The sequence below is a fragment of the Vibrio sp. MA40-2 genome (genome assembly GCF_047302445.1).
GTDB lineage: Bacteria > Pseudomonadota > Gammaproteobacteria > Enterobacterales > Vibrionaceae > Vibrio.
In genome coordinates, this window is sequence record NZ_CP178628.1 from 377066 (window position 1) to 398353 (window position 21288).

The following is a 21288-nucleotide window of genomic DNA, read 5'->3' on the forward strand; positions in this document are numbered from 1 at the left end:
TCACATAAAATAGAGAGTTCTCATTACTGTTACTTATGCTTCGTGCTTTTTCTTGTAATCAGAAACTGCTGCTTTAATAGCATCTTCAGCAAGAATAGAGCAGTGCACTTTTACAGGAGGAAGTTCTAATTCTTCAGCAATTTCTGAGTTTTTAATTGCTGCAGCTTCGTCAATGCTCTTTCCTTTAACCCATTCAGTAACTAATGAGCTAGACGCTATCGCAGAACCACAACCGTATGTTTTGAATTTCGCATCTTCAATAATGCCTTCCGGCGTTACTTTAATTTGCAGTTTCATCACATCGCCACACGCTGGTGCGCCTACCATACCACTACCAACATTAGGATCTTCTTTATCGAAAGAACCTACGTTACGTGGGTTTTCATAATGATCGATTACTTTTTCGCTATAAGCCATAATTTTTACCTCGAATCCTCTATTTAATGGAGATTAGTGATGGGCCCACTCAACTGAGCTCAAATCCACCCCTTCTTTATACATATCCCATAGAGGAGACATGTCTCGTAATTTACTTACTGCTACGCGAATTTGTTCAGCCGCGTAATCAATTTCTTCTTCGGTAGTAAAACGACCAAAAGAGAAACGCACAGAACTGTGTGCTAGTTCATCGTCAAGACCAAGAGCACGTAAAACATAAGATGGCTCAAGACTTGCTGACGTACAAGCAGAACCTGATGATACTGCAAGATCTTTCAACGCCATTAACAGTGATTCACCTTCAACAAAGGCAAAACTGATGTTTAAATTATTTGGTACACGTTGTTCTAGATCGCCGTTGATCGTCAACGCATCCATACCGTCAAGTGCTTTGAGTAATCGCTCTCTCATTGCCAGTGCATGGTCGAAATCTTGTTGCATTTCTAGCTTAGCAATACGGAATGCTTCACCCATACCAACAATTTGGTGTGTAGGAAGAGTACCTGAACGAAAACCACGCTCGTGACCTCCGCCGTGCATTTGTGCTTCTAGACGAATTCTAGGCTTACGTCGAACATACAAAGCGCCAATACCTTTCGGCCCATAAATTTTATGAGCAGAGAAAGAGATAAGATCCACTTTCATTTCTTTTACATCAATTGGCAATTTACCAGCTGATTGCGCTGCATCAACGTGGAATATGATTTTTCTTTCTCTACACATTTCACCAATTGAATTGATGTCTTGGATAACACCAATTTCATTGTTTACATGCATAATTGAAACTAAAACCGTATCTTCACGTAAGGCATCTTGGAATTTATTAAGATCGATAAGACCATTAGCTTCGGGTTCTAAATACGTTACATCATACCCTTCACGTTCTAGCTGACGACACGGATCCAGTACCGCTTTATGTTCGGTCTTACAGGTAATGATGTGCTTACCTTTTTTACCGTAGAAATGTGCAGCACCTTTAATTGCAAGGTTATCAGATTCAGTTGCGCCTGATGTGAAGACTATTTCTCTTGGATCCGCATTAATAAGATCAGCAATTTGATCTCGAGCAGTATCAACCGCTTCTTCTGCTTGCCAACCATAACGGTGCGAGCGTGAAGCTGGATTACCAAAGTTACCATCCATCGTCATACACTGAATCATTTTCTCAGCAACTCTAGGGTCGACGGGACAAGTAGCTGAATAGTCGAAATAAATAGGCAGTTTCATTTTTTACTCCAGTGAAAAAATTGCGCTATAAGCGAGCATTTGCACTAACGGGCTCAGCAGTATTTTTTGTTTTTTGTGAATACCCATTCTTAACCACCAAGCCAATTTCCTGGCGATCGGCAATTTCGAGTACTTCATTATCATTCATAAGCTGACCGAGAGTGATGTTATCTAAAAAGTCACTAATTCTATCGCTTAAATCACGCCAAAGAGTATGAGTTAAGCAGCGAGTACCACCTTGGCAACTCGCTTTTCCTGCACATTTTGTTGCATCTACAGACTCATCAACTGCGGAAATTATAGTTCCTATTGAGATATCAAACGCTTCTTTACCCAAACGATAACCACCGCCAGGACCACGTACACTAGCAACCAAACTCGCTTTGCGTAGTTTTGAAAACAGCTGCTCTAAATAGGAGAGAGATATACCTTGTCTCTCGGATATATCAGCTAGCGGTACAGGCCCGTCTTGGGAATGTAATGCAACATCTAGCATCGCAGTTACTGCATATCGTCCTTTAGATGTAAGTCTCATATCGCACTCTTTATATGTAAAACATAGCAAGAGTTTTTCATACCCGACTAAATTGGTCAAGTATTTATTTGACTAAAACAGTCAAGTATTTAACCTTTATTTAAATGTGGTTAAATTAACATCACTCTTTAGGAGGCAAGTGCTTTTCTACAGAGGTTAAAATACCTCTTAATATATTGATTTCTTGCGTCTCTGGTCGAGCACGACTAAACAAGCGTCTCAACTTATTCATAATCATATTGGGTTTATCTTCAGCTATAAACTGGGTGCCAGTGATCACTTTTTCAAGGTGTGTATAAAACATCTCGAGCTCTTTGTGACGAGGATACGCTTCTTGAGTTGATGAATTGGCGTTTTCTGTACGATTAAGATGTGCCATTCGTACTTCATAAGAGAGCGTTTGCACAGCCATTGCCAAATTTAATGAGCTATATTCAGGATTGGCAGGAATACAGACATGATAATGACACATTTGTAATTCATCATTAGTTAAACCGGTTCTTTCTCGACCAAAGATGAGTGCTACTGGGTACTGTTGACCTTCAATAGCAAATTTTTCACCGCACTCTCTAGGTTCTAACATCGGCCATTCTAGTGTACGCGAACGGGCGCTGGAACCCACCACTAAGCCACAGTCTGCAATGGCTTCTTGTAAGCTATCAACAATGATCGCATTTTCGGTAATATCGGCAGCTCCAGCCGCTAGGGCACGAGTTTGTGCATCTATCTCGCATTGTGGATCAACCAAAACCATTTGATTCAAACCCATCACTTTCATTGCTCGTGCAGCCGAACCAATGTTTCCGGGATGAGATGTCCCGACCAAAACTACTTTTACGTTATCTAACATGCTCAAAGGTGCTCTATTCTAAAAACGGTAGGATGTTAGCACAGCTAGGGTTATCGGGGAATATAACAAAGCCATGCTCTGTTTATATACTCTTGTTTTGTTGTAGCACAAAAAATAACCACTTCCTTTTTTTTATAGCTCTGTTATACTCGCGCCGCTTTCTGTTCTTTAACATCTGTTGGGTATAAATTTTATGCATCCTATGCTAAATATTGCTATTCGCGCTGCGCGAAAAGCCGGTAATCATATTGCCAAATCATTAGAAAACTCTGAAAAAATTGAAGCTACATTAAAAGGTAGCAATGACTACGTTACAAACGTAGATAAAGAAGCTGAATTTATCATAATTGATATCATTAAAGCCGCTTACCCTGATCACTGCATTGTGGCTGAAGAGTCTGGTGAGACTGAAGGTAAAGATAAAGCAGTACAATGGATCATTGACCCAATAGATGGCACTACTAACTTTGTGAAAGGCTTTCCTCAGTTTTCTGTTTCTATCGCTGTTCGTATGAACGGTAGAACAGAAGTTGCTTGTGTTTACGACCCAATGTTAAACGAACTTTTCACCGCTCAACGTGGTTCAGGTGCACAGCTCAATAACGCACGCATCCGTGTAAAACAACTCAAAGATCTTGAAGGTACTGTCCTTAGTACTGGTTTCCCATCTAAGCAGAAACAACATTCTGAAGCGTATTTTAAAATCATGACGGCATTGTTTACTGAATGTTCTGATTTCCGTCGTACTGGTTCCGCTGCATTAGATTTATGTTATGTTGCCGCTGGTCGTGTTGATGGTTTCTTTGAACTTGGCCTGAAACCATGGGATATGGCTGCAGGTGAGCTAATTGCTCGTGAAGCAGGTGCGATACTGACTGACTTTTCTGGTGGCACAAATTACATGAATTCAGGTAATATTGTGGCATCAAGTGCTCGAGGCACAAAGCATATCCTTAAACACATCCGTGAAAACGGTAATAGTGCCATTCTAAAATAATCATTGATTTTAGTTATTTAGTTTTTGGATTAATGACTAAAACAGTGCACTAAGTTTATCGTAAATATTACTTAGCCCTGCTCTTATGAGCAGGGCTTTTTTGTCTTATCTATTCATTCATATAATTTATCTATTTATAGCCGCAATAAAACTAATCAGATTAAATTTTTGACCAAAATGAGTCGGTATAACATAAGCTCTATAATCCATATTATAGGCTTATCGTACGGTAAAATAATCATCCATAACCTGATGTTTTATTATAAATAAATATCTTTTATTGGCATCCTGATCTCATTTTTTGAAATAAAATGCTAATAAATTAATTAAATCAGTCTACCATTATTATCTTGTTAAGCAGATGTTAAGTTTCTACTTAGGCATTGATGAATATATATCAGGTCTAAATAAACTTAATAGGAATAAATTATAAATAACGATGGATAGTAAAAGACAACAATGGATAATCAAATACGTTTAGCTTTAACGTTAATACTCTCACTTACCTCATCATTAAGTCATGCTAACGGTGGATCAATTACGTTTTATGGTCAAATTACAGAACCGACTTGTACTGTAACGAATTCAATAGAAAACACCAGGCTTGAGGTAACTGGCTGTCAAGGTTTGAACAATAAAATTAAAACCGGTTTAAGCATTCCTCTTTCTGATATTAGTAAACTAGTGGAAAATCATTCGGCTAGTGATGTGATATTAGATAATATGAATAAACTAGCACATCAACATAATATAAAAATCGACATAAGAAATGTATATTCAAAGAAGGCCAGTGATAAAACTAATAACTATATTGTTGAACTTGAATATTATTAACAACAAAAATTAAATGACTAACTTACATAAAAAATGCCGCTAACATAATGTTAGCGGCATTTTTATTATTCAAATTAATAAGCTACTTAACGTTTCCGCTATGGCATCTCATCAAATTCTTCACCTTCTTTATCAACTTGCGTTGGCATTAAGTGCTCTCGTTGAATACCTAATCTTAATGCTAGTGCCGATGCGACATAGATTGAAGAGTATGTACCAACAGTAATACCAAGAAGAAGTGCGAGTGCGAAACCATGGATTAATGCTCCACCCTGAGTAAACAGAGCAATAACAACAAATAGAGTGGTTGCTGAGGTAATCAACGTTCTACTCAATGTTTGTGTTATTGAATCATTCATAACTTGAGTTGGTTGACCGTTACGCATTTTACGGAAGTTTTCACGAATTCGGTCAAAAACGACAATGGTATCATTGAGTGAGTAACCTACTACGGTCAATAACGCCGCGACAATGGTTAAGTCAACTTCAACCTCGAGTAAAGAGAATATCCCTAACGTTATAATGACATCATGAGTCAATGCCAGTACAGCACCAGCGGCGAGACGCCACTCGAATCGCATTGAGACGTAAATCAAGATACAAATTAACGAAACAATAATTGCTAGACCACCCGCTTCGGTTAACTCATCTCCAACGTTTGGACCAACAAATTCAATCCGGCGCATCTCTACTTGCTCGCCCGTGCCTTGTTTTATCGCCGAAATAATCTGGTTACCCAACTGCTCACCAGATGCATTCTCACGAGGGCGAAGACGAACCATCACTTCACGAGCAGAACCAAAATTCTGCACGGTAGCATCACCAAATCCTTCCTCATTCAGGGCGGTACGGATTTGCTCGAGATTAGCTGGTTCAACAAACCCGACTTCAATTAATGTACCGCCGGTGAAATCGAGACCCCAGTTCAACCATTTGGTAGAAAGAGATCCAATAGCTGTAGCAATCATTAATAGAGAAAGAACAATCGCTACTTTTGACCAACGCATAAAGTCGATCGTTCTGTCTGATTTCATTATCTGAAACATAACTTTTCCTTAGATCGACAATTTATCAATGCGTTTTCCGCCATACATTAAGTTCACGACAGCGCGCGTTCCTATAATAGCGGTAAACATAGAGGTCAAAATACCGATAGATAACGTAACGGCAAAACCTTTAATGGCTCCTGTACCTACCGCAAACAAAATAATTGCAGTAATTAAGGTCGTAATGTTTGCATCAGCAATGGTACTAAAGGCATTAGCGTAACCTTGATGAATTGCTTGCTGAGGGCTCCGGCCATCTCGTAACTCTTCACGTATACGCTCAAATATCAGTACGTTTGCATCCACCGCCATACCAACAGTTAATACAATACCTGCGATACCCGGTAAGGTCATCGTTGCTCCTGGGATCATCGACATCACGCCGATAATAAGAACAAGGTTAGCCATTAGCGCCATATTGGCGATTAAGCCAAACTTACGGTAATAAACCAAAGTAAATAACATCACGGCAACCATACCCCAAATACAAGCTTGGATACCCATGTCGATATTTTGTTGGCCCATTGACGGCCCAATTGTCCTTTCTTCTACTATCGAAATAGGCGCAATTAACGCCCCTGCACGTAGTAACAAGGCTAAATTATGCGCTTCAGAAACGGAATCAATACCAGTAATGCGGAAGTTACGACCAAGCGCTGTTTGAATGGTTGCTTGGTTAATCACTTCTTCATGCTTAGACAAAATAACTTTGCCTTCAGCATTTTTTCGGCCACTGTCTTTATATTCTGTAAATATGGTTGCCATCAATTTGCCCACATTCTTTTTCGAGAATGTAGACATTTTGCTACCACCTTCACTGTCTAGTGAAATATTCACTTGAGGACGGCCATACTCATCGTTACTAGAACTAGCATCAGTAATGCTTTCACCACCAAGAATGACACGTTTTTTCAGAACAACGGGACGCCCATCACGATCGGTTTTGATTTCACTTCCAGCAGGAGCTCGACCACTCGCAGCCGCGGCCAGATCTGCAGTACTGTCTACTTCACGAAATTCTAGAGTTGCCGTAGCACCAAGAATTTCCTTGGCACGAGCGGTATCTTGAACACCAGGTAACTCAACTACGATACGGCTAGCGCCTTGACGTTGAACCAATGGTTCCGCAACACCAAGTTCATTAACACGATTTCGTAAAATTGTAATATTTTGCTCGACAGCATAATTACGAACTTCTGTTAAACGTGTTTCTAAAAATGTAGCAGTAAGAGTGAATTTACCGTTGGCTTGTGAGTCAGCAAAACTCATATCAACATGATTTGAAGTAAGTAATTGCTTCGCTTGAGCTAATTGCTCAGCATTGCGCAATACCACTTCTACTGATTCAGTGCCTTGTTTACGAATGGAACGATAACGAATTTTCTCTTCGCGTAGTTCACTACGGAAAGATTCTTCTTGTTGTTCGATAAGCTTAACCATCGCCGCATCCATATCCACTTCCATTAAAAAGTGAACACCACCACGAAGATCTAGACCAAGTTTCATTGGTGCAGCACCAACAGAATCAAGCCAACTAGGAGTTGCGGGAGCTAAGTTTAATGCAACAACAATATCGCTACCTAAAGCTTCACTTACAATATCACGCGAACTTATCTGAGTATCGGTATCGTTAAAACGAACAAGAATGGATCCATCTTCTAATGCAATGGATTTAATAGGAAGGCTCTTTTCATCGAGCGCTTTGGTGACAGTATCTAGCGTTGACATATTAACAGAGGCGCCACGCGCCCCTGTAATTTGAATAGCCGGATCTTCACCGTAAATATTTGGAAGGGCATACAGCGCACTGATAAGAAGCGCGAACACTACCATCAGATACTTCCATAAAGGATAACGGTTCAGCACAGCAAGGACCTTTTAGCTGAATTATAGAGACTTGAGCGTACCCTTTGGCAGCACTGCAGTAACATAATCTTTCTTGATTGTTACTTCATTGTTGTCATTAAGGGCAATCACAAGATAATCGTTGTCTTCAGCAATTTTGCTGATCTTACCAACAATACCACCATTGGTTAGCACTTCATCACCTTTGCCCATTGAGGCCATTAGGTTTTTATGCTCTTTTGCACGCTTAGCTTGCGGGCGATAAATCATAAAGTAAAAAATTGCTGCAAACATACCAAGCATGATGATCATCTCGAAACCACCACCTGGTGCCGCACCTTCAGCTGCTGCGTGAGCTTGAGAAATGAATAAACTCATTCAATAACGTCCTCTATTTTAAAGTTTTAATTGCTATAAGAAATTGGGGAGCAGTTTCCTTATTTCAAGGTCTGCTACAAAATATTGGCTTTTTGAAGCTCGATTTTTTGCTGTCTTAGCATAAAGTTAGTGATAACTATCTAAAATCGAGCATTCTAATTAGCCTTTTATTTACTTAAAGGCGGTACGTCTCTGTCACGACGTCCATAAAAATCTTGTACAAACTGTTCAAAACGATCTTCATCAATCGCCTTACGTATACTCGCCATCAAACGCTGATAATAACGCAAATTGTGGATAGTATTCAGCCTTGCACCTAAAATTTCGTTACAACGATCAAGATGATGCAAGTATGACTTGGAGTAATTCTGACAAGTGTAACAATCACATTCAGGATCAAGTGGTCCGGTATCGATTTTATGTTTCGCATTACGGATCTTGACCACACCACCGGTTACAAACAAGTGACCATTACGAGCATTTCGAGTTGGCATGACACAGTCAAACATGTCGATACCGCGACGAACACCCTCAACTAAATCTTCAGGTTTGCCAACGCCCATCAAGTAACGAGGCTTATCTTCTGGAAGTTGTGGACAAGTATGCTCTAGGACTCGATGCATATCTTCTTTAGGTTCACCAACGGCTAAGCCGCCAACAGCATAACCGTCAAAACCAATATCAGTAAGTCCTTTTACAGAAACATCCCGCAAGTCTTCAAATACGCCACCTTGCACAATACCAAATAATGCATTCGGATTCTGTAATTTATCAAAGTGATCGCGACTACGCTGAGCCCAACGTAACGACATTTCCATTGATTTTTTTGCTTCATCATGGGTCGCAGGATATGGAGTACATTCGTCGAAAATCATAACAACATCAGAACCCAAATCTTTCTGAATTTCCATAGATTTCTCTGCATCCATGAAAATTTTGTCGCCATTTACAGGGTTACGAAAGTGCACACCTTGCTCTGTGATTTTACGAATATCACCAAGACTAAACACTTGAAAACCACCTGAGTCAGTAAGAATAGGCCCTTTCCAATTCATAAAGTCATGCAAGTCACCATGCATTTTCATTACTTCCTGTCCCGGACGCAACCAAAGATGGAAAGTGTTACCCAGTAGAATTTCAGCGCCAGTGCCTTTCACTTCTTCTGGGGTCATGCCCTTAACGGTACCATAAGTACCAACGGGCATAAATGCGGGTGTTTCAACCGAACCACGTTCAAATTGAAGTTGACCACGACGGGCATTACCCTGCTTTTTAATTAGTTCGTATTTCACGAAACCTCCAATACGCCAGAGAAACAGTCTGACTTGTATGTCATATTTTAACGATGAAGTTATCGCTAAAACTAAAAATATTAATCTTGTTTATTAATAAACATCGCATCGCCGTAACTAAAGAAGCGATACTTTTCTTTTACAGCATGCTCGTATGCTGCCATTACATTGTCGTACCCTGCAAATGCACTCACTAACATAATTAATGTTGATTCAGGCAAATGAAAGTTAGTAATCAGACAATCTATAAGTTGGTATTGATAACCTGGATAAATAAAGATTTCGGTATCATCAAAAAATGGAACTAATTCTGTACCATTTTTTATTGCACTCTGAGCCGCACTTTCTAAAGAACGTACCGAAGTTGTGCCAACTGCAATCACTCTACCGCCTCGAGCTTTCGTTTGCTTAATCGCATCAACAACCTGTTGAGAAACCTCAACATACTCTGCATGCATATGATGCTCTAAAATATTATCGACTCTAACTGGTTGGAATGTTCCGGCACCAACATGCAAGGTTACATAAGCGAAAGAGACTCCTTTAGCTTCAATTTTAGCCAGAAGATCATTGTCAAAGTGAAGTCCAGCCGTAGGAGCTGCAACCGCTCCAGGCACTTGATTATAAACCGTTTGATAACGTTCTTTGTCGGCATCTTCATCTGGACGGTCAATATAAGGTGGTAATGGCATATGCCCCACCTCATTAAGTATCTCTAAAACCGCTTTATCAGATTTAAAACGAATTTCAAATAACGCATCATGGCGAGCAACCATTTCAGCTTCAAACTGGTCATTTTCACCCAAAAGCAATTGTGTACCAGGTTTAGGGGCTTTAGATGAACGAACATGAGCCAAAACCGAGTGTTCATCAATCATTCGTTCAACCAAGACTTCTATTTTTCCCCCAGAAGCTTTGCGACCAAACATTCGTGCCGGAATAACTCGAGTATTGTTAAAGACCAACAAATCCCCTTCTTCAACCAGCTCCAATACATCGGTAAATGTCCGATCTACCACTTTGCCAGACGTTCCATCAAGTTGTAGAAGTCGGCTAGAAGTACGCTCTACCATAGGGTAACGAGCAATCAATTCGTTGGGCAGCTCAAAGCTGAAATCAGAAACTTGCATAGTATTATTTTAAACTCTATTTAACGATTAAATTTACCGGACGCTAGTATAGGCTGCACACTAACAATAGCAAGGCTTGCTGATAATTTAACATGCAAAAAACACCATATATTGAGTAACCTTATCTTTTGCCAGAATTTGCGTGAATATTGCTTTGTAAAAGTTTGTAACAAACTCTAAAAACTGCTTTGGCTCTCAGTTAAATCTGTCTAAGACTTCTATAGTTAATGTAAGTAACCTGAACTCTGGATACCTAACAATTACCTATAACACCGACTGGAGGTCGAGATGATCAAAATTGAAGAAATGATGACTCGCAATCCTCATAAACTATTGCGTTCACACTCCTTAACCGATGCCAAACACCTGATGCAAGAACATGATATTCGGCACGTCCCTGTGGTTGACACAGAAAATAGATTGTTGGGTATCGTAACGGAAAGAGATGTTTTAGCCGCACAAGAATCGAGTCTGCAAAAGATCCCAGAACAGCAATCACATACATTAACTACCTCGCTAGAAATCGCTATGCGTAAAAATGTAATGAGTGTAGATCCACATGCGGGATTAAAGGAAAGTGCGTTGTATATGCAAAAACACAAAGTGGGGTGTTTACCGGTCGTCCAAAAACAAAAATTAGTCGGCATTATTACCGACAGTGATTTTGTCACGATTGCAATCCACCTACTTGAACTAGAGGAAGAAGTTGAACCGGATGATGACGATGAATTCAATCAATTAGAAAATGCAAATTACCAAGATGAAATTTGAAATAACTTTCTAGTTACGCACGTTTGCCCGTTAGGTAATGGCCGTTACGTACAACAGCAGAAAATTATCTCTAAATCAGCTGAGCCTTTATTTTGCTTTTAACTTCAAACGCATAGCGTGCAATACAGGCTCAGTATAACCACTTGGAAGAGTGGTTCCTTCAAAAACCAACTTACAGGCAGCTTGAAAAGCAATATTAGTTGTAAAATTAGGCGACATGTTACTATAATTTTTATCGTCGATATTTTGTTGGTCTACTTTTTTAGCCATTCGTTTCATGGTATCCATCACTTGTTCTCGGCTGCATATATTATGGTGTAGCCAATTGGCGATATGCTGGCTGGAGATACGCAGTGTGGCACGATCTTCCATTAAGCCAGTATCATTAATGTCTGGTACTTTTGAACAGCCTACGCCTTGATCTATCCAGCGAACTACATAGCCCAAAATTCCTTGGGCATTATTGTCTAACTCTTTTTGTATTTCTTCAGCGGTAAGAGTTTGTTCACCCAATAATGGAATGGTAAGAATGTCGTCGATATTACCTGATAAACGCCCACGTAACTGTTCTTGTCTATTGGGCACATTGACTTGATGATAATGCAATGCATGTAGCGTAGCCGCTGTAGGTGAAGGTACCCAGGCCGTATTAGCACCTGCTTGAGGATGAGCAATTTTTGCCTCCATCATTTTGGCCATATTATCCGGCTCGGGCCACATACCTTTACCTATCTGTGCTTTACCTTTTAGACCACATGCCAATCCAACATCCACATTTTGATCTTCATACGCAGAAATCCACTTCATACTTTTCAGTTGCGCTTTAGGTGCAAATGGTCCTGCTTCCATACTGGTATGAATTTCATCGCCAGTTCTATCTAAAAAGCCAGTATTAATAAACACAACCCGATCTTTAGCAGCTCTTATGCACTCCTTTAAATTGACAGAAGTACGCCGTTCTTCGTCCATAATGCCGACTTTTATAGTATTTGGGGCTAAATCTAATGCTGCCTCAATGCGAGTAAATAGCTCGTTAGTAAATGCCACTTCTTCTGGACCGTGCATTTTTGGCTTTACTATATTAATACTGCTAGCCGTGGAATTACGTAAACAACCGTTACTTTGTAGATCATGTATAGCGATCAATGAGGTGATCATTCCATCCATGATCCCTTCTGGGATTTCATTCCCATTGCTATCTAAAATTGCCGGTGTTGTCATTAAATGCCCAACGTTGCGAATAAATAGCATACTACGACCTTTTAACGACAGTTCGCTACCATTTAACCCTGTATAATATCGATCTTGCTGCATTATTCGCGTAATGGTTTGGCCGTTTTTAGCAAATGACTCTTGTAAGGTTCCCTTCATTAAACCAAGCCAATTCTGATAAGCCAACGCTTTATCTTTTCCATCAACCGCTGCAACCGAATCTTCACAATCCATGATCGTGGTTAAAGCCGATTCAATAACGACATCCTTTACCCCTGCCGTATCCAATTGACCTATCGGCGTGCTTGGATCAATTTGAATCTCAACATGTAAATTATTATGTTTAAAAAGGATTGAGCGAGGAGCAGATCTCTCCCCTTGATAACCAATCAGTTGAGTTTTATCTATCAGACAAACTTGCTCTCCATTAGCTAACGTTACCTTGAGCGTATCGTTGATGGAATATTGTGTCGCTTGGCGATGTGAACCGCTTTCTAGAGGAAGAATATTATCTAAAAAACCCCGCACGTACTGGACAACTTTCGCCCCACGCACTGGATTAAACTGCTTACTCGGTTGTGTATGATTAGGCGTAGAGTTGTTGCTTTGGTCTGCAATAGCATCATCGGAAATAGCATCGTTGGCATTAACATCGTCGCCAATAACATCAGTTCCATAAAGTGCATCATATAAGCTCCCCCAACGCGCATTAGCTGCATTCAAAGCAAAACGCGCATTCATAATAGGTACAACTAATTGAGGACCCGCTTGAATGGCAATTTCTGGTTCTACATTTTGCGTAGAAATTTGAAAATCCTCGCCTTGATTGACTAGATAACCAATATCAAATAAAAACGTTTTGTATTCCGTTAGATCAAATTCTTGTCCAGTTCTGTCCTTATGCCATTGGTCTATTTGGCGCTGTAAATCCTCTCGTTTTTTTAATAATGCTTTGTTTTTGGGAGTAAGATCATCCACTATGATTTCAAACGAAGACCAAAAATCGACCGCATTAATACCGGTACCAGGAATGATTTGTTGGTTAACTAATGCGTAGAGGGTGCTATCAATCTGTAAGCCGCCCTGTTGGATGCGATTGCTCATAATATTCTCTCTAGTTTTTACCGATTATAGTCTGTCTTCCATACTAGAGAGCTAAGTAAAATTTAGATAATTTATACTTGTTATACTCAGTATTTTTTTTGTGAATATTGATTTTGAGTATTTGATTGATTAAACCACATAGCCACTTTCAAGTTCATTCGCCACGTCTTTTATCAATCTTCGCATCCATTGATGACCAGGATTACATTGCAACAACGGACTCCAAGCCATTTTGAGTTCAAAAGGTGCGACAGGAAATGGTACCGCTTTAATCATTAATTTAGGATTATTCATCTGTAATAAAGCGGCTTTAGTCGGAATAGTAACAATTAAGTTTGTTTCTTCAGCCAATAAAACCGCGGCCAAATAGTGGCGAGTAAATACCGTAATGTCACGGGTTTTGCCCAATCGAATTAACTCCGCGTCCACCCAACCTAATTTTTGTGAATCACTAGGATTAACACCCACTCCAGTACCCATGCCGGTCTTACTTATCCAAACATGTTGCGCTTTTAAATAAGCATCGAGATCAAACTGTCGTGCTACAGGGTTATCTCGACTAAATAAACAGGAAAAAGTATCGTGCCATATGTTGGTTTGATGAAATGATTGTGGAATATGATCAAAACGATTAATCACGATATCCACTGTACCTTGCTCCACGTCTTGGTAGCTCACATCACTTGGCGTCATAATATCGAGGCGAACGTTAGGTGCAATAGTACTTAATCGTTTTAACAACGCTCGGATCAACGTGGACTCAGTATAGTCACTCGCCATAATACGAAATAGCCTATCACTGTCTTCAGCACAAAAATCGCTGGTCGGTTGAACCGCTTTTTCTACCTTTGCCAGTACATTTCTGATAATCGGCTGCAACGTCTTTGCTCGTTCTGTCGGCACCATCCCTTCACTTGTTCTAATCAATAATGGGTCGCCAAATAGATCACGAAGTCGTTTAAGTCCATTACTCATTGCAGGTTGTGTGATGCCAAGCTGACTTGCAGAACGAGTAACATTCCGCTCTCTAAGTAGAACATCTAAATATACCAATAAGTTAAGATCAATTCTGGAGATATTCATATAGAAAATACCGAATATAATGGCTATAAATTAGCTAAATCATCACACGACTGGTTAAACTTTGTCCATGCCTAACCGCTAGCAACCGGCCAGATATTTGGTCTACATCTCAACTTCATGGAACGAGGAATACCTATGTCACAAATTAATAGAGACATCGACACACTTGAAGCCGCAAAAAATGCAGCTGGTGCCCCGTGGGATGCAATTAGCTCAGAATCGGCCGCTCGTATGCGTGCGCAAAATAGGTTTAGAACCGGTTTAGATATTGCACAATACACGGCTAATATCATGCGTGCTGATATGGATGATTATGACAAAGATCACGCAAACTATACGCAATCGCTAGGTTGTTGGCATGGCTTTATTGGCCAACAAAAAATGATTTCAATTAAGAAGCATTTTTCTGGCAAAACAGACAAGCGCTATTTATATCTTTCTGGTTGGATGGTTGCAGCACTGCGCTCTGATTTTGGTCCACTGCCCGACCAATCAATGCACGAAAAAACTACCGTCGCGAATTTAGTTGAAGAACTCTACACTTTCTTACGTCAAGCTGATGCTCGTGAACTTGGTGGACTTTTCCGCGCTTTAGATGATGCAAGAGAAACCGGAGATCAAGCAGCTCAAGCTGATATTCAGCAACAAATAGACAATCACGTTACGCACGTTGTCCCTATCATCGCCGATATTGATGCTGGCTTTGGTAATGCCGAAGCTACATATTTAATGGCGAAACAGATGATTGAAGCTGGAGCATGTTGTTTACAAATAGAAAATCAAGTTGCAGACGAGAAACAGTGTGGTCATCAAGATGGAAAAGTAACCGTCCCACATGCTGATTTTCACGCCAAGTTACGTGCGCTTCGTTACGCTTTCTTAGAGTTAGGAATTGATAATGGAATTATTGTTGCTAGAACCGATTCACAAGGCGCAGGTTTAACCAAAGAGATCGCGGTCGTAAAACAACCCGGAGATCAAGGTGACGTTTATAATTCTTATCTCGATGTAGAAGAGATAAATGTTGCGGAGATGGCACAAGGCGATGTCTGCTTTAATCGTGATGGCAAATTGGTACGTCCGAAAAGACTACCTTCTGGTTTGTATCAATTCCGCCCAGGTACTGGTGAAGAACGCTGTGTATTTGATTGTATTGAGGCAATTAATGCAGGCGCTGACTTACTATGGATTGAAACAGAAAAGCCACATATAGGCCAAATTAAACAAATGATGGATGGTGTTCGTGCTGTTCATCCTAATGCCAAGTTGGTTTACAACAATTCGCCTTCGTTTAATTGGACACTCAACTTCCGTCAGCAAGCGTATGACTCTATGCTTGAAGCCGGTGAGGATGTTTCTGCCTATGATCGTGATAATTTGATGAGTGTTGATTATGATGAGACCGAGTTATCCAACCGAGCTGATGATAAAATTCGTTCATTTCAAGCCGATGCCTCGCGTGAAGCAGGTATCTTCCATCACTTGATTACTTTACCAACCTATCACACTGCTGCTCTGTCGACGGATAATTTAGCCAAAACGTATTTTGGTGACCAAGCGATGCTCGGTTATGTAAAAGGTGTACAACGGCAAGAAATTCGTCAAGGTATTGCCTGCGTTAAACACCAAAATATGTCAGGTTCTGACATAGGAGATGACCATAAAGAGTATTTCGCTGGCGAAAATGCACTAAAAGCAGGTGGCGCACTCAATACGTCAAATCAGTTTAACTAATTGTGCTTTACTGGCTAACGAAAACTGAATTGAAGTAATTAACAATTAAAAAATAATCAATATCAATTAATTATAAAAAACAGTTAATTAATTATACAACTAGCCGTCTCGTTGTCCTCGCTCAAAAGATAAAAAGAGCTAACGTGGATAACGAGATCGCCTAGCAATATAAGGATTATTAGTATGATTAACATTCCTTCTTGCCTTCAAGATGCGCAAACACTATTAACACCAGACGGCTTTGAAATAAGAGATATTTGGTATCACGGTACTTCTTCTACTCTGCTACCATCAATTAAGAAACAAGGACTAAAACGCTCAGGGGATAAAGCCTTAAATCAAGCGGCTAAAAATACTATGAGTACTATTGGCAATAATTTTACGCCTGTCGTAGAGCCGGTTTTCTTAACACAAAGTAAAGAACTGGCTTATTATTGGGCCGAGCAAGCTGCACGCAGCCGTAGTTCACGATTAGGAACCAATGAAGAACCAATTGTGTTGGCAGTCAATCTACCAGAAAACCAACGTAATCAAATTAAACCTGACGTTGGGGCAACAAGCCTATTATTAATAAAAACCGGCGAACAATTTATGGCACATTTAGGCTCTATTTATGAACGATGTGGCTACGCTTGTCCTGACATAGATTTAATCAAAGCGGATCGTATGGCTTTCTTGAATAAACTTGGCATGGCCTATCTCGATCAAGACATTCACGCTACGTGTGTGAATTCAGCGACTGAATAAAGCCGACGCATTCTGCAGCATTAATTACTCAGTTTAAGTAAATAAATAGATGAACAAATAAATAACAACAGCAAGTAACGTGACACTATTTTGCATTGGAAGGCTAGCCCAACTTCCAATGCCTTTTTAATCTATCATCTAGAAAAACTAACGCATAAAACAACATTTAAAATAATTCTGAAACCACTTCCGCCAGCTGTTCGAAAGTTTCATGTCGTGATGAGCTTGGTCTCCAAACTAAACCTATTTCTCTATAAGCTTGTTGACCAGGAGGATCAATCACAATTAAATTTTGATTTTCTAATAAACCGTGCTCGATAGCCATTTGCGGGATAAATGTTGTACCTAAACCGTTGGCAACCATTTGCACTAATGTATGCAAACTGGTCGCTGTAAATGGATTGATTTTTTCTTTATCGGTTAACTTGCATGCCGAAACAGCATGTTCGGTTAAGCAATGTTCATTCTCTAATAGAAATACCGACTCATTGGGCAATTCGTCATATCGAATCGGTACTTTAATTTCATCCGCTTGATTGCGGCTAATCACCATTCTAAAAGGATCTTGCCCCACTACTTTGCTGTGCATATTACCGATATCAACAGGTAAAGCTAAAATCAATACATCCATCTGACCATGTTTTAATGCTTCTAATAAATTTGAGGTGGTATCTTCTCTGAGTAGTAAATTCAATTTTGGAAAACGTTGATTCACCTCTTGAACCAAATCGCATAATAAAAAGGGAGCAATAGTTGGAATACAACCGACTCGCAGTTGCCCTTGCATTGTGCCGCTTTGGCAAAGTTTGCCTAACTCGATAAGATCTTGTCCTTTAGCTAATAATTCCCGACCTTGAGCAACAACTAATTCACCCGCTTGAGTGAAGACTAGCGGACTCTTCTTATCTTTTTTTTCATAGAGCGGACAACCTATCATCTCTTCTAGGTTTTGAACGCCTTTGCTTAAAGTTGATTGGCTGACAAAACATTTTTGTGCAGCATCACTAAAATGTCGCGTTTCATGCAACATAACAAGATAATGCAGCTGTTTTAGACTCGGCCATTTATTCATATTTTTTACCAACACTCATTCGTTATACTCATTGTTCAATCTCACCGCAATACGGTTAACGCTCTTATTTAGGCACAGATAACCTTATCGCTTTTTTCGATTAAATCAATCTATTTAATTCGCTTTTTTAGATGTATGTTTTTGTACTATAGTGTCTGTGTTGAACACAAAATTCAAACCACAAGGTTTGAAGAACATATTTAATTAGGAGCAAGAAAATGGTACTAGTTGGTCGTCAAGCCCCAGATTTTACTTCTTCAGCTGTTTTAGGTAACGGCGAAATCGTTGATAACTTCAACTTCGCAGAATTCACTAAAGGTAAAAAAGCTGTTGTATTCTTTTACCCACTAGATTTCACTTTTGTTTGCCCATCTGAGCTAATCGCTTTTGACAAGCGTTTCCAAGATTTCCAAGACAAGGGTGTTGAAGTAATTGGTGTTTCTATCGATTCTCAATTCTCTCACAATGCATGGCGTAACACTGCTATCGCAGATGGTGGTATTGGTAAAGTTAAATACCCACTAGCAGCAGACGTTAAACACGAAATCTGTCAAGCATACGGTATCGAGCATCCAGAAGCAGGCGTTGCTTTCCGTGCATCGTTCTTAATCGATGACGAAGGCGTTGTTCGTCACCAAGTAGTTAACGATCTTCCTTTAGGTCGTAACATCGATGAAATGCTACGTATGGTTGATGCTCTAAACTTCCACCTAGAACATGGTGAAGTTTGTCCAGCACAATGGGAAGAAGGTAAAGCAGGTATGGATGCAACTCCAACAGGTGTTGCTGCATTCTTGTCTGAGCACGAAAGTGATTTAAACAAGTAATGACTTATACGCCTGTACTCAACACAGGTGATGGTTGGAAAAATATAAAAGCGTAAAACGCACGCCAATCAGTTATAAAGTAATAAATCAGCCCAAGATCAAAGCCCAAGCAAATTGCTTGGGCTTTTTATTTATCTCTGACCACTACTGGCAAATAAAATAGATCCAATCCATGTGCACAAAGCTCTATACTGAATAACATGACTGTTAACTGAATACCTTTATGTCTTATCAAATTGAAGTATGTATCGATAATTTAGAATCAATGCATAATGCTATCACTGGCGGAGCAACTCGCATTGAATTATGCTCAGCTTTGGCACTAGGTGGTTTAACACCAAGTTTTGGGTTTATGCAAAAAGCAGCGCAACTTTCTACTGTCCCTATCTACGCTATGATTCGACCTCGACAAGGTGATTTTTTGTACGATAGCGATGACATTGAAGCAATGTTGCAAGATATTTATGTTGCGAAACAAGCAGGACTTCAAGGCGTAGTGTTTGGCGTATTGAATAAGTTTGCAGAAATAGATATGGATAGTTGTGATCAATTAATGAAAGCCGCCACTGGTTTGGACGTAACTTTTCATAGAGCTATAGATCAATGTGCCGATTATCAGTTGGCCATTGAGAATATTATTCGACTCGGCTGTAAGCGAATACTTACTTCAGGTTTAGCTGCCAATGCTTATGAAGGTAGAGAAGTAATAGCGTCTATGGTTAAACAGGCGAATGGTCAGCTCGCAATTATGGCAGGAGCGGGAGTTTCCGCAGCTAATGTTGCTGACATAATTAAAGTGACTGGAGTTAAAAACCTTCATTTATCAGGTAAATCAAGTCGAATATCTAGAATGCATACCGTTTCAAACCAAGTGAAAATGGGTTCTGACCAAATTAATGACAACTTAATCCCTATTACTGATCCGAAAAAAATTCAAGCCATCATCGATGCTATAAAGGCGATGAAATAGGCATGCTAATTGTTTAGACCATTAAAAACTAATCTAAAATTATATGAGGAATATAACGCGAAAGATCTTGGGTAACTCTAGAAACATCTTCTCGAATAGACATTCCGGCCGGCTTGTCGTTGATTAGCCAACTGCCTATTAAAGTGTAATTATCACCAAATTTAGGTAAGGGATGGTAGGCTTGATAAATAACGCCTTCTTCTCCATAAGGACCATCAGTTTGTAAGGTTTTTTTGCCTTTTTCTACAATCGAAATATTGGCGCCTTCACGCGCAAAAAGCGGTTTAATAACATAATCTCTCAGCGTGTTAGCCTGCTTATCATCAGGGAAAAATGCGGGGATTAAATTGGGATGATTAGGGAACATTTTCCACAGTAGCGGTAATAATGCTTTATTGCTCAAAATTGACTTCCACATCGGTTCAAGCCAGTTAACTTTCGCTTCTTTCAAGTTAGCCGCATACTGCTCCCTAAACATGAATTCCCAAGGATAAAGTTTAAACATCCAGCGAATAGCATTGTCATTTAGATCAACAAATTCTTGTTTATTATTAAGGCCAATATCTTCAGTAAAAACAAAAGAAGTTGATAATCCGGCTTCTAATGCACAATCTTCAATATATTGTACTGTGCCACGATCTTCTTCTGTATCTTTACAGCAGCTAAAATGCAGTGTTTGGCCTGGCTGTTGAAGCGCAATTTCTTGGAAACGCTCTATCAACAGCTCTTGTAGTAAATTAAACTGATCAGCATCACGGCGAATTTGTTGGTTATCGACCATATCTTCTAACCATAGCCACTGCCAAAAACCTGTCTCGTATAAAGAGGTAGGTGTATCAGCATTATTCTCGTACAATTTTGCTGCACCTTTACCATCGTAGGCAAAATCAAGCCGAGAATATAGCGACGACTCTTTTTGTTTCCATGAAGTTAATACGTTATCCCACATGGCTTCTGGAATCTGAAATTTTCGTAACCAGTAATCATCTGAGACCACTTTATCCACCACGTGCAAACACATTTGATGGATCTCTTCTGTTGGATCTTCAATATCCTTTTCTATCTGCTTAAGGGTAAATTGATAATAGGCACTTTCATCCCAATATGGGTCTTCATTAACTGAGTGAAAACCAAAACCATATTCTTTTGCTAACGCTTTCCAGTGCTTTCTTTCTTTTGCATTTACCCTAAGCATA

20 protein-coding genes are annotated in these 21288 nt (G+C 39.8%); 7 read left to right on the forward strand and 13 right to left on the reverse strand.

Translation table 11 applies throughout. The features are described 5' to 3' along the window. Positions 1-33: 33 nt before the first annotated feature. From iscU to trmJ, 4 genes are all read right to left on the reverse strand, one after another. Positions 34-417, reverse strand: coding sequence for a Fe-S cluster assembly scaffold IscU (gene iscU, locus ACLKML_RS09205; RefSeq protein ID WP_413285090.1), 384 nt, complete (start codon positions 415-417; stop codon positions 34-36). A gap of 33 nt (positions 418-450) precedes the next feature. Then, entirely contained in the window at positions 451-1665 is a 1215-nt protein-coding gene (locus ACLKML_RS09210; RefSeq protein ID WP_413285091.1) for an IscS subfamily cysteine desulfurase, read from the reverse strand. Positions 1666-1690: 25 nt separating this feature from the next. After that, positions 1691-2200 carry a Fe-S cluster assembly transcriptional regulator IscR gene (iscR, locus tag ACLKML_RS09215; RefSeq protein WP_413285092.1) on the reverse strand — a complete coding sequence of 170 codons (510 nt, stop codon included), beginning with the start codon at positions 2198-2200 and terminating at the stop codon, positions 1691-1693. A gap of 121 nt (positions 2201-2321) precedes the next feature. After that, on the reverse strand, positions 2322-3050 hold the full coding sequence (gene trmJ, locus ACLKML_RS09220; RefSeq protein WP_413285093.1) for a tRNA (cytosine(32)/uridine(32)-2'-O)-methyltransferase TrmJ: 729 nt from the start codon (positions 3048-3050) through the stop codon (positions 2322-2324). A 193-nt stretch (positions 3051-3243) separates the two neighbouring features. Here trmJ and suhB point away from each other — a divergent pair, with 193 nt between their 5' ends. Both suhB and ACLKML_RS09230 read left to right on the forward strand, forming a co-directional pair. After that, positions 3244-4047 (forward strand): inositol-1-monophosphatase, encoded by an 804-nt coding sequence (gene suhB, locus ACLKML_RS09225; RefSeq protein WP_413285094.1) that lies wholly within the window; start codon positions 3244-3246, stop codon positions 4045-4047. A gap of 459 nt (positions 4048-4506) precedes the next feature. After that, on the forward strand, positions 4507-4881 hold the full coding sequence (locus ACLKML_RS09230) for a hypothetical protein (protein ID WP_413285095.1): 375 nt from the start codon (positions 4507-4509) through the stop codon (positions 4879-4881). A gap of 98 nt (positions 4882-4979) precedes the next feature. On the opposite strand, the gene secF is transcribed toward ACLKML_RS09230, so the two are convergent. The 5 genes from secF to queA form a co-directional block, all read right to left on the reverse strand. Continuing rightward, entirely contained in the window at positions 4980-5927 is a 948-nt protein-coding gene (secF, locus tag ACLKML_RS09235) for a protein translocase subunit SecF (protein WP_413285096.1), read from the reverse strand. 9 nt (positions 5928-5936) lie between these two features. Beyond that, on the reverse strand, positions 5937-7793 hold the full coding sequence (gene secD, locus ACLKML_RS09240; protein ID WP_413285097.1) for a protein translocase subunit SecD: 1857 nt from the start codon (positions 7791-7793) through the stop codon (positions 5937-5939). 21 nt (positions 7794-7814) lie between these two features. Further along, a complete protein-coding gene (yajC, locus tag ACLKML_RS09245; protein WP_317717749.1) occupies positions 7815-8150 on the reverse strand; it encodes a preprotein translocase subunit YajC in 336 nt (111 codons plus the stop codon). A 167-nt stretch (positions 8151-8317) separates the two neighbouring features. Next, on the reverse strand, positions 8318-9442 hold the full coding sequence (gene tgt / locus ACLKML_RS09250) for a tRNA guanosine(34) transglycosylase Tgt (RefSeq protein ID WP_413285098.1): 1125 nt from the start codon (positions 9440-9442) through the stop codon (positions 8318-8320). An 80-nt stretch (positions 9443-9522) separates the two neighbouring features. Continuing rightward, entirely contained in the window at positions 9523-10572 is a 1050-nt protein-coding gene (gene queA, locus ACLKML_RS09255) for a tRNA preQ1(34) S-adenosylmethionine ribosyltransferase-isomerase QueA (RefSeq protein WP_413285099.1), read from the reverse strand. A 288-nt stretch (positions 10573-10860) separates the two neighbouring features. Here queA and ACLKML_RS09260 point away from each other — a divergent pair, with 288 nt between their 5' ends. Beyond that, positions 10861-11343: a CBS domain-containing protein gene (locus tag ACLKML_RS09260; protein WP_413285100.1), complete on the forward strand. Its 483-nt coding sequence runs from the start codon at positions 10861-10863 to the stop codon at positions 11341-11343. An 87-nt stretch (positions 11344-11430) separates the two neighbouring features. On the opposite strand, the gene ACLKML_RS09265 is transcribed toward ACLKML_RS09260, so the two are convergent. Then, a complete protein-coding gene (locus ACLKML_RS09265; RefSeq protein ID WP_413285101.1) occupies positions 11431-13659 on the reverse strand; it encodes a malate synthase G in 2229 nt (742 codons plus the stop codon). 129 nt (positions 13660-13788) lie between these two features. Beyond that, positions 13789-14742 carry a LysR family transcriptional regulator gene (locus tag ACLKML_RS09270; protein WP_413285102.1) on the reverse strand — a complete coding sequence of 318 codons (954 nt, stop codon included), beginning with the start codon at positions 14740-14742 and terminating at the stop codon, positions 13789-13791. Positions 14743-14877: 135 nt separating this feature from the next. On the opposite strand from ACLKML_RS09270, the gene ACLKML_RS09275 reads away from it, so the two are divergent. Next, on the forward strand, positions 14878-16476 hold the full coding sequence (locus ACLKML_RS09275; protein WP_413285103.1) for an isocitrate lyase: 1599 nt from the start codon (positions 14878-14880) through the stop codon (positions 16474-16476). 183 nt (positions 16477-16659) lie between these two features. After that, positions 16660-17223 (forward strand): hypothetical protein, encoded by a 564-nt coding sequence (locus ACLKML_RS09280; RefSeq protein ID WP_413285104.1) that lies wholly within the window; start codon positions 16660-16662, stop codon positions 17221-17223. A gap of 166 nt (positions 17224-17389) precedes the next feature. On the opposite strand, the gene ACLKML_RS09285 is transcribed toward ACLKML_RS09280, so the two are convergent. Then, positions 17390-18295 (reverse strand): hydrogen peroxide-inducible genes activator, encoded by a 906-nt coding sequence (locus ACLKML_RS09285; protein ID WP_317717757.1) that lies wholly within the window; start codon positions 18293-18295, stop codon positions 17390-17392. A gap of 218 nt (positions 18296-18513) precedes the next feature. Here ACLKML_RS09285 and ACLKML_RS09290 point away from each other — a divergent pair, with 218 nt between their 5' ends. After that, on the forward strand, positions 18514-19122 hold the full coding sequence (locus ACLKML_RS09290) for a peroxiredoxin C (RefSeq protein WP_317717758.1): 609 nt from the start codon (positions 18514-18516) through the stop codon (positions 19120-19122). A 223-nt stretch (positions 19123-19345) separates the two neighbouring features. Beyond that, complete coding sequence (locus ACLKML_RS09295) at positions 19346-20092, forward strand: copper homeostasis protein CutC (RefSeq protein WP_413285105.1); 747 nt, start codon at positions 19346-19348, stop codon at positions 20090-20092. A gap of 28 nt (positions 20093-20120) precedes the next feature. On the opposite strand, the gene ACLKML_RS09300 is transcribed toward ACLKML_RS09295, so the two are convergent. Then, on the reverse strand, positions 20121-21287 hold the full coding sequence (locus ACLKML_RS09300; RefSeq protein ID WP_413285106.1) for a glutathionylspermidine synthase family protein: 1167 nt from the start codon (positions 21285-21287) through the stop codon (positions 20121-20123). Between the last annotated feature and the right edge of the window lies 1 nt (position 21288).

Coding starts and splice junctions, on each gene's coding strand:
- yajC (WP_317717749.1), bottom strand. CDS start 8,150: ATGAGTTTATTCATTTCTCAAGCTCACGCAGCAGCTGAAGGTGCGGCA.
- ACLKML_RS09230 (WP_413285095.1), top strand. CDS start 4,507: ATGGATAATCAAATACGTTTAGCTTTAACGTTAATACTCTCACTTACC.
- ACLKML_RS09290 (WP_317717758.1), top strand. CDS start 18,514: ATGGTACTAGTTGGTCGTCAAGCCCCAGATTTTACTTCTTCAGCTGTT.
- suhB (WP_413285094.1), top strand. CDS start 3,244: ATGCATCCTATGCTAAATATTGCTATTCGCGCTGCGCGAAAAGCCGGT.
- ACLKML_RS09210 (WP_413285091.1), bottom strand. CDS start 1,665: ATGAAACTGCCTATTTATTTCGACTATTCAGCTACTTGTCCCGTCGAC.
- ACLKML_RS09270 (WP_413285102.1), bottom strand. CDS start 14,742: ATGAATATCTCCAGAATTGATCTTAACTTATTGGTATATTTAGATGTT.
- ACLKML_RS09300 (WP_413285106.1), bottom strand. CDS start 21,287: ATGCTTAGGGTAAATGCAAAAGAAAGAAAGCACTGGAAAGCGTTAGCA.
- ACLKML_RS09275 (WP_413285103.1), top strand. CDS start 14,878: ATGTCACAAATTAATAGAGACATCGACACACTTGAAGCCGCAAAAAAT.
- ACLKML_RS09260 (WP_413285100.1), top strand. CDS start 10,861: ATGATCAAAATTGAAGAAATGATGACTCGCAATCCTCATAAACTATTG.
- iscU (WP_413285090.1), bottom strand. CDS start 417: ATGGCTTATAGCGAAAAAGTAATCGATCATTATGAAAACCCACGTAAC.
- ACLKML_RS09285 (WP_317717757.1), bottom strand. CDS start 18,295: ATGAATAAATGGCCGAGTCTAAAACAGCTGCATTATCTTGTTATGTTG.
- ACLKML_RS09295 (WP_413285105.1), top strand. CDS start 19,346: ATGTCTTATCAAATTGAAGTATGTATCGATAATTTAGAATCAATGCAT.
- queA (WP_413285099.1), bottom strand. CDS start 10,572: ATGCAAGTTTCTGATTTCAGCTTTGAGCTGCCCAACGAATTGATTGCT.
- trmJ (WP_413285093.1), bottom strand. CDS start 3,050: ATGTTAGATAACGTAAAAGTAGTTTTGGTCGGGACATCTCATCCCGGA.
- secF (WP_413285096.1), bottom strand. CDS start 5,927: ATGTTTCAGATAATGAAATCAGACAGAACGATCGACTTTATGCGTTGG.
- iscR (WP_413285092.1), bottom strand. CDS start 2,200: ATGAGACTTACATCTAAAGGACGATATGCAGTAACTGCGATGCTAGAT.
- ACLKML_RS09265 (WP_413285101.1), bottom strand. CDS start 13,659: ATGAGCAATCGCATCCAACAGGGCGGCTTACAGATTGATAGCACCCTC.
- ACLKML_RS09280 (WP_413285104.1), top strand. CDS start 16,660: ATGATTAACATTCCTTCTTGCCTTCAAGATGCGCAAACACTATTAACA.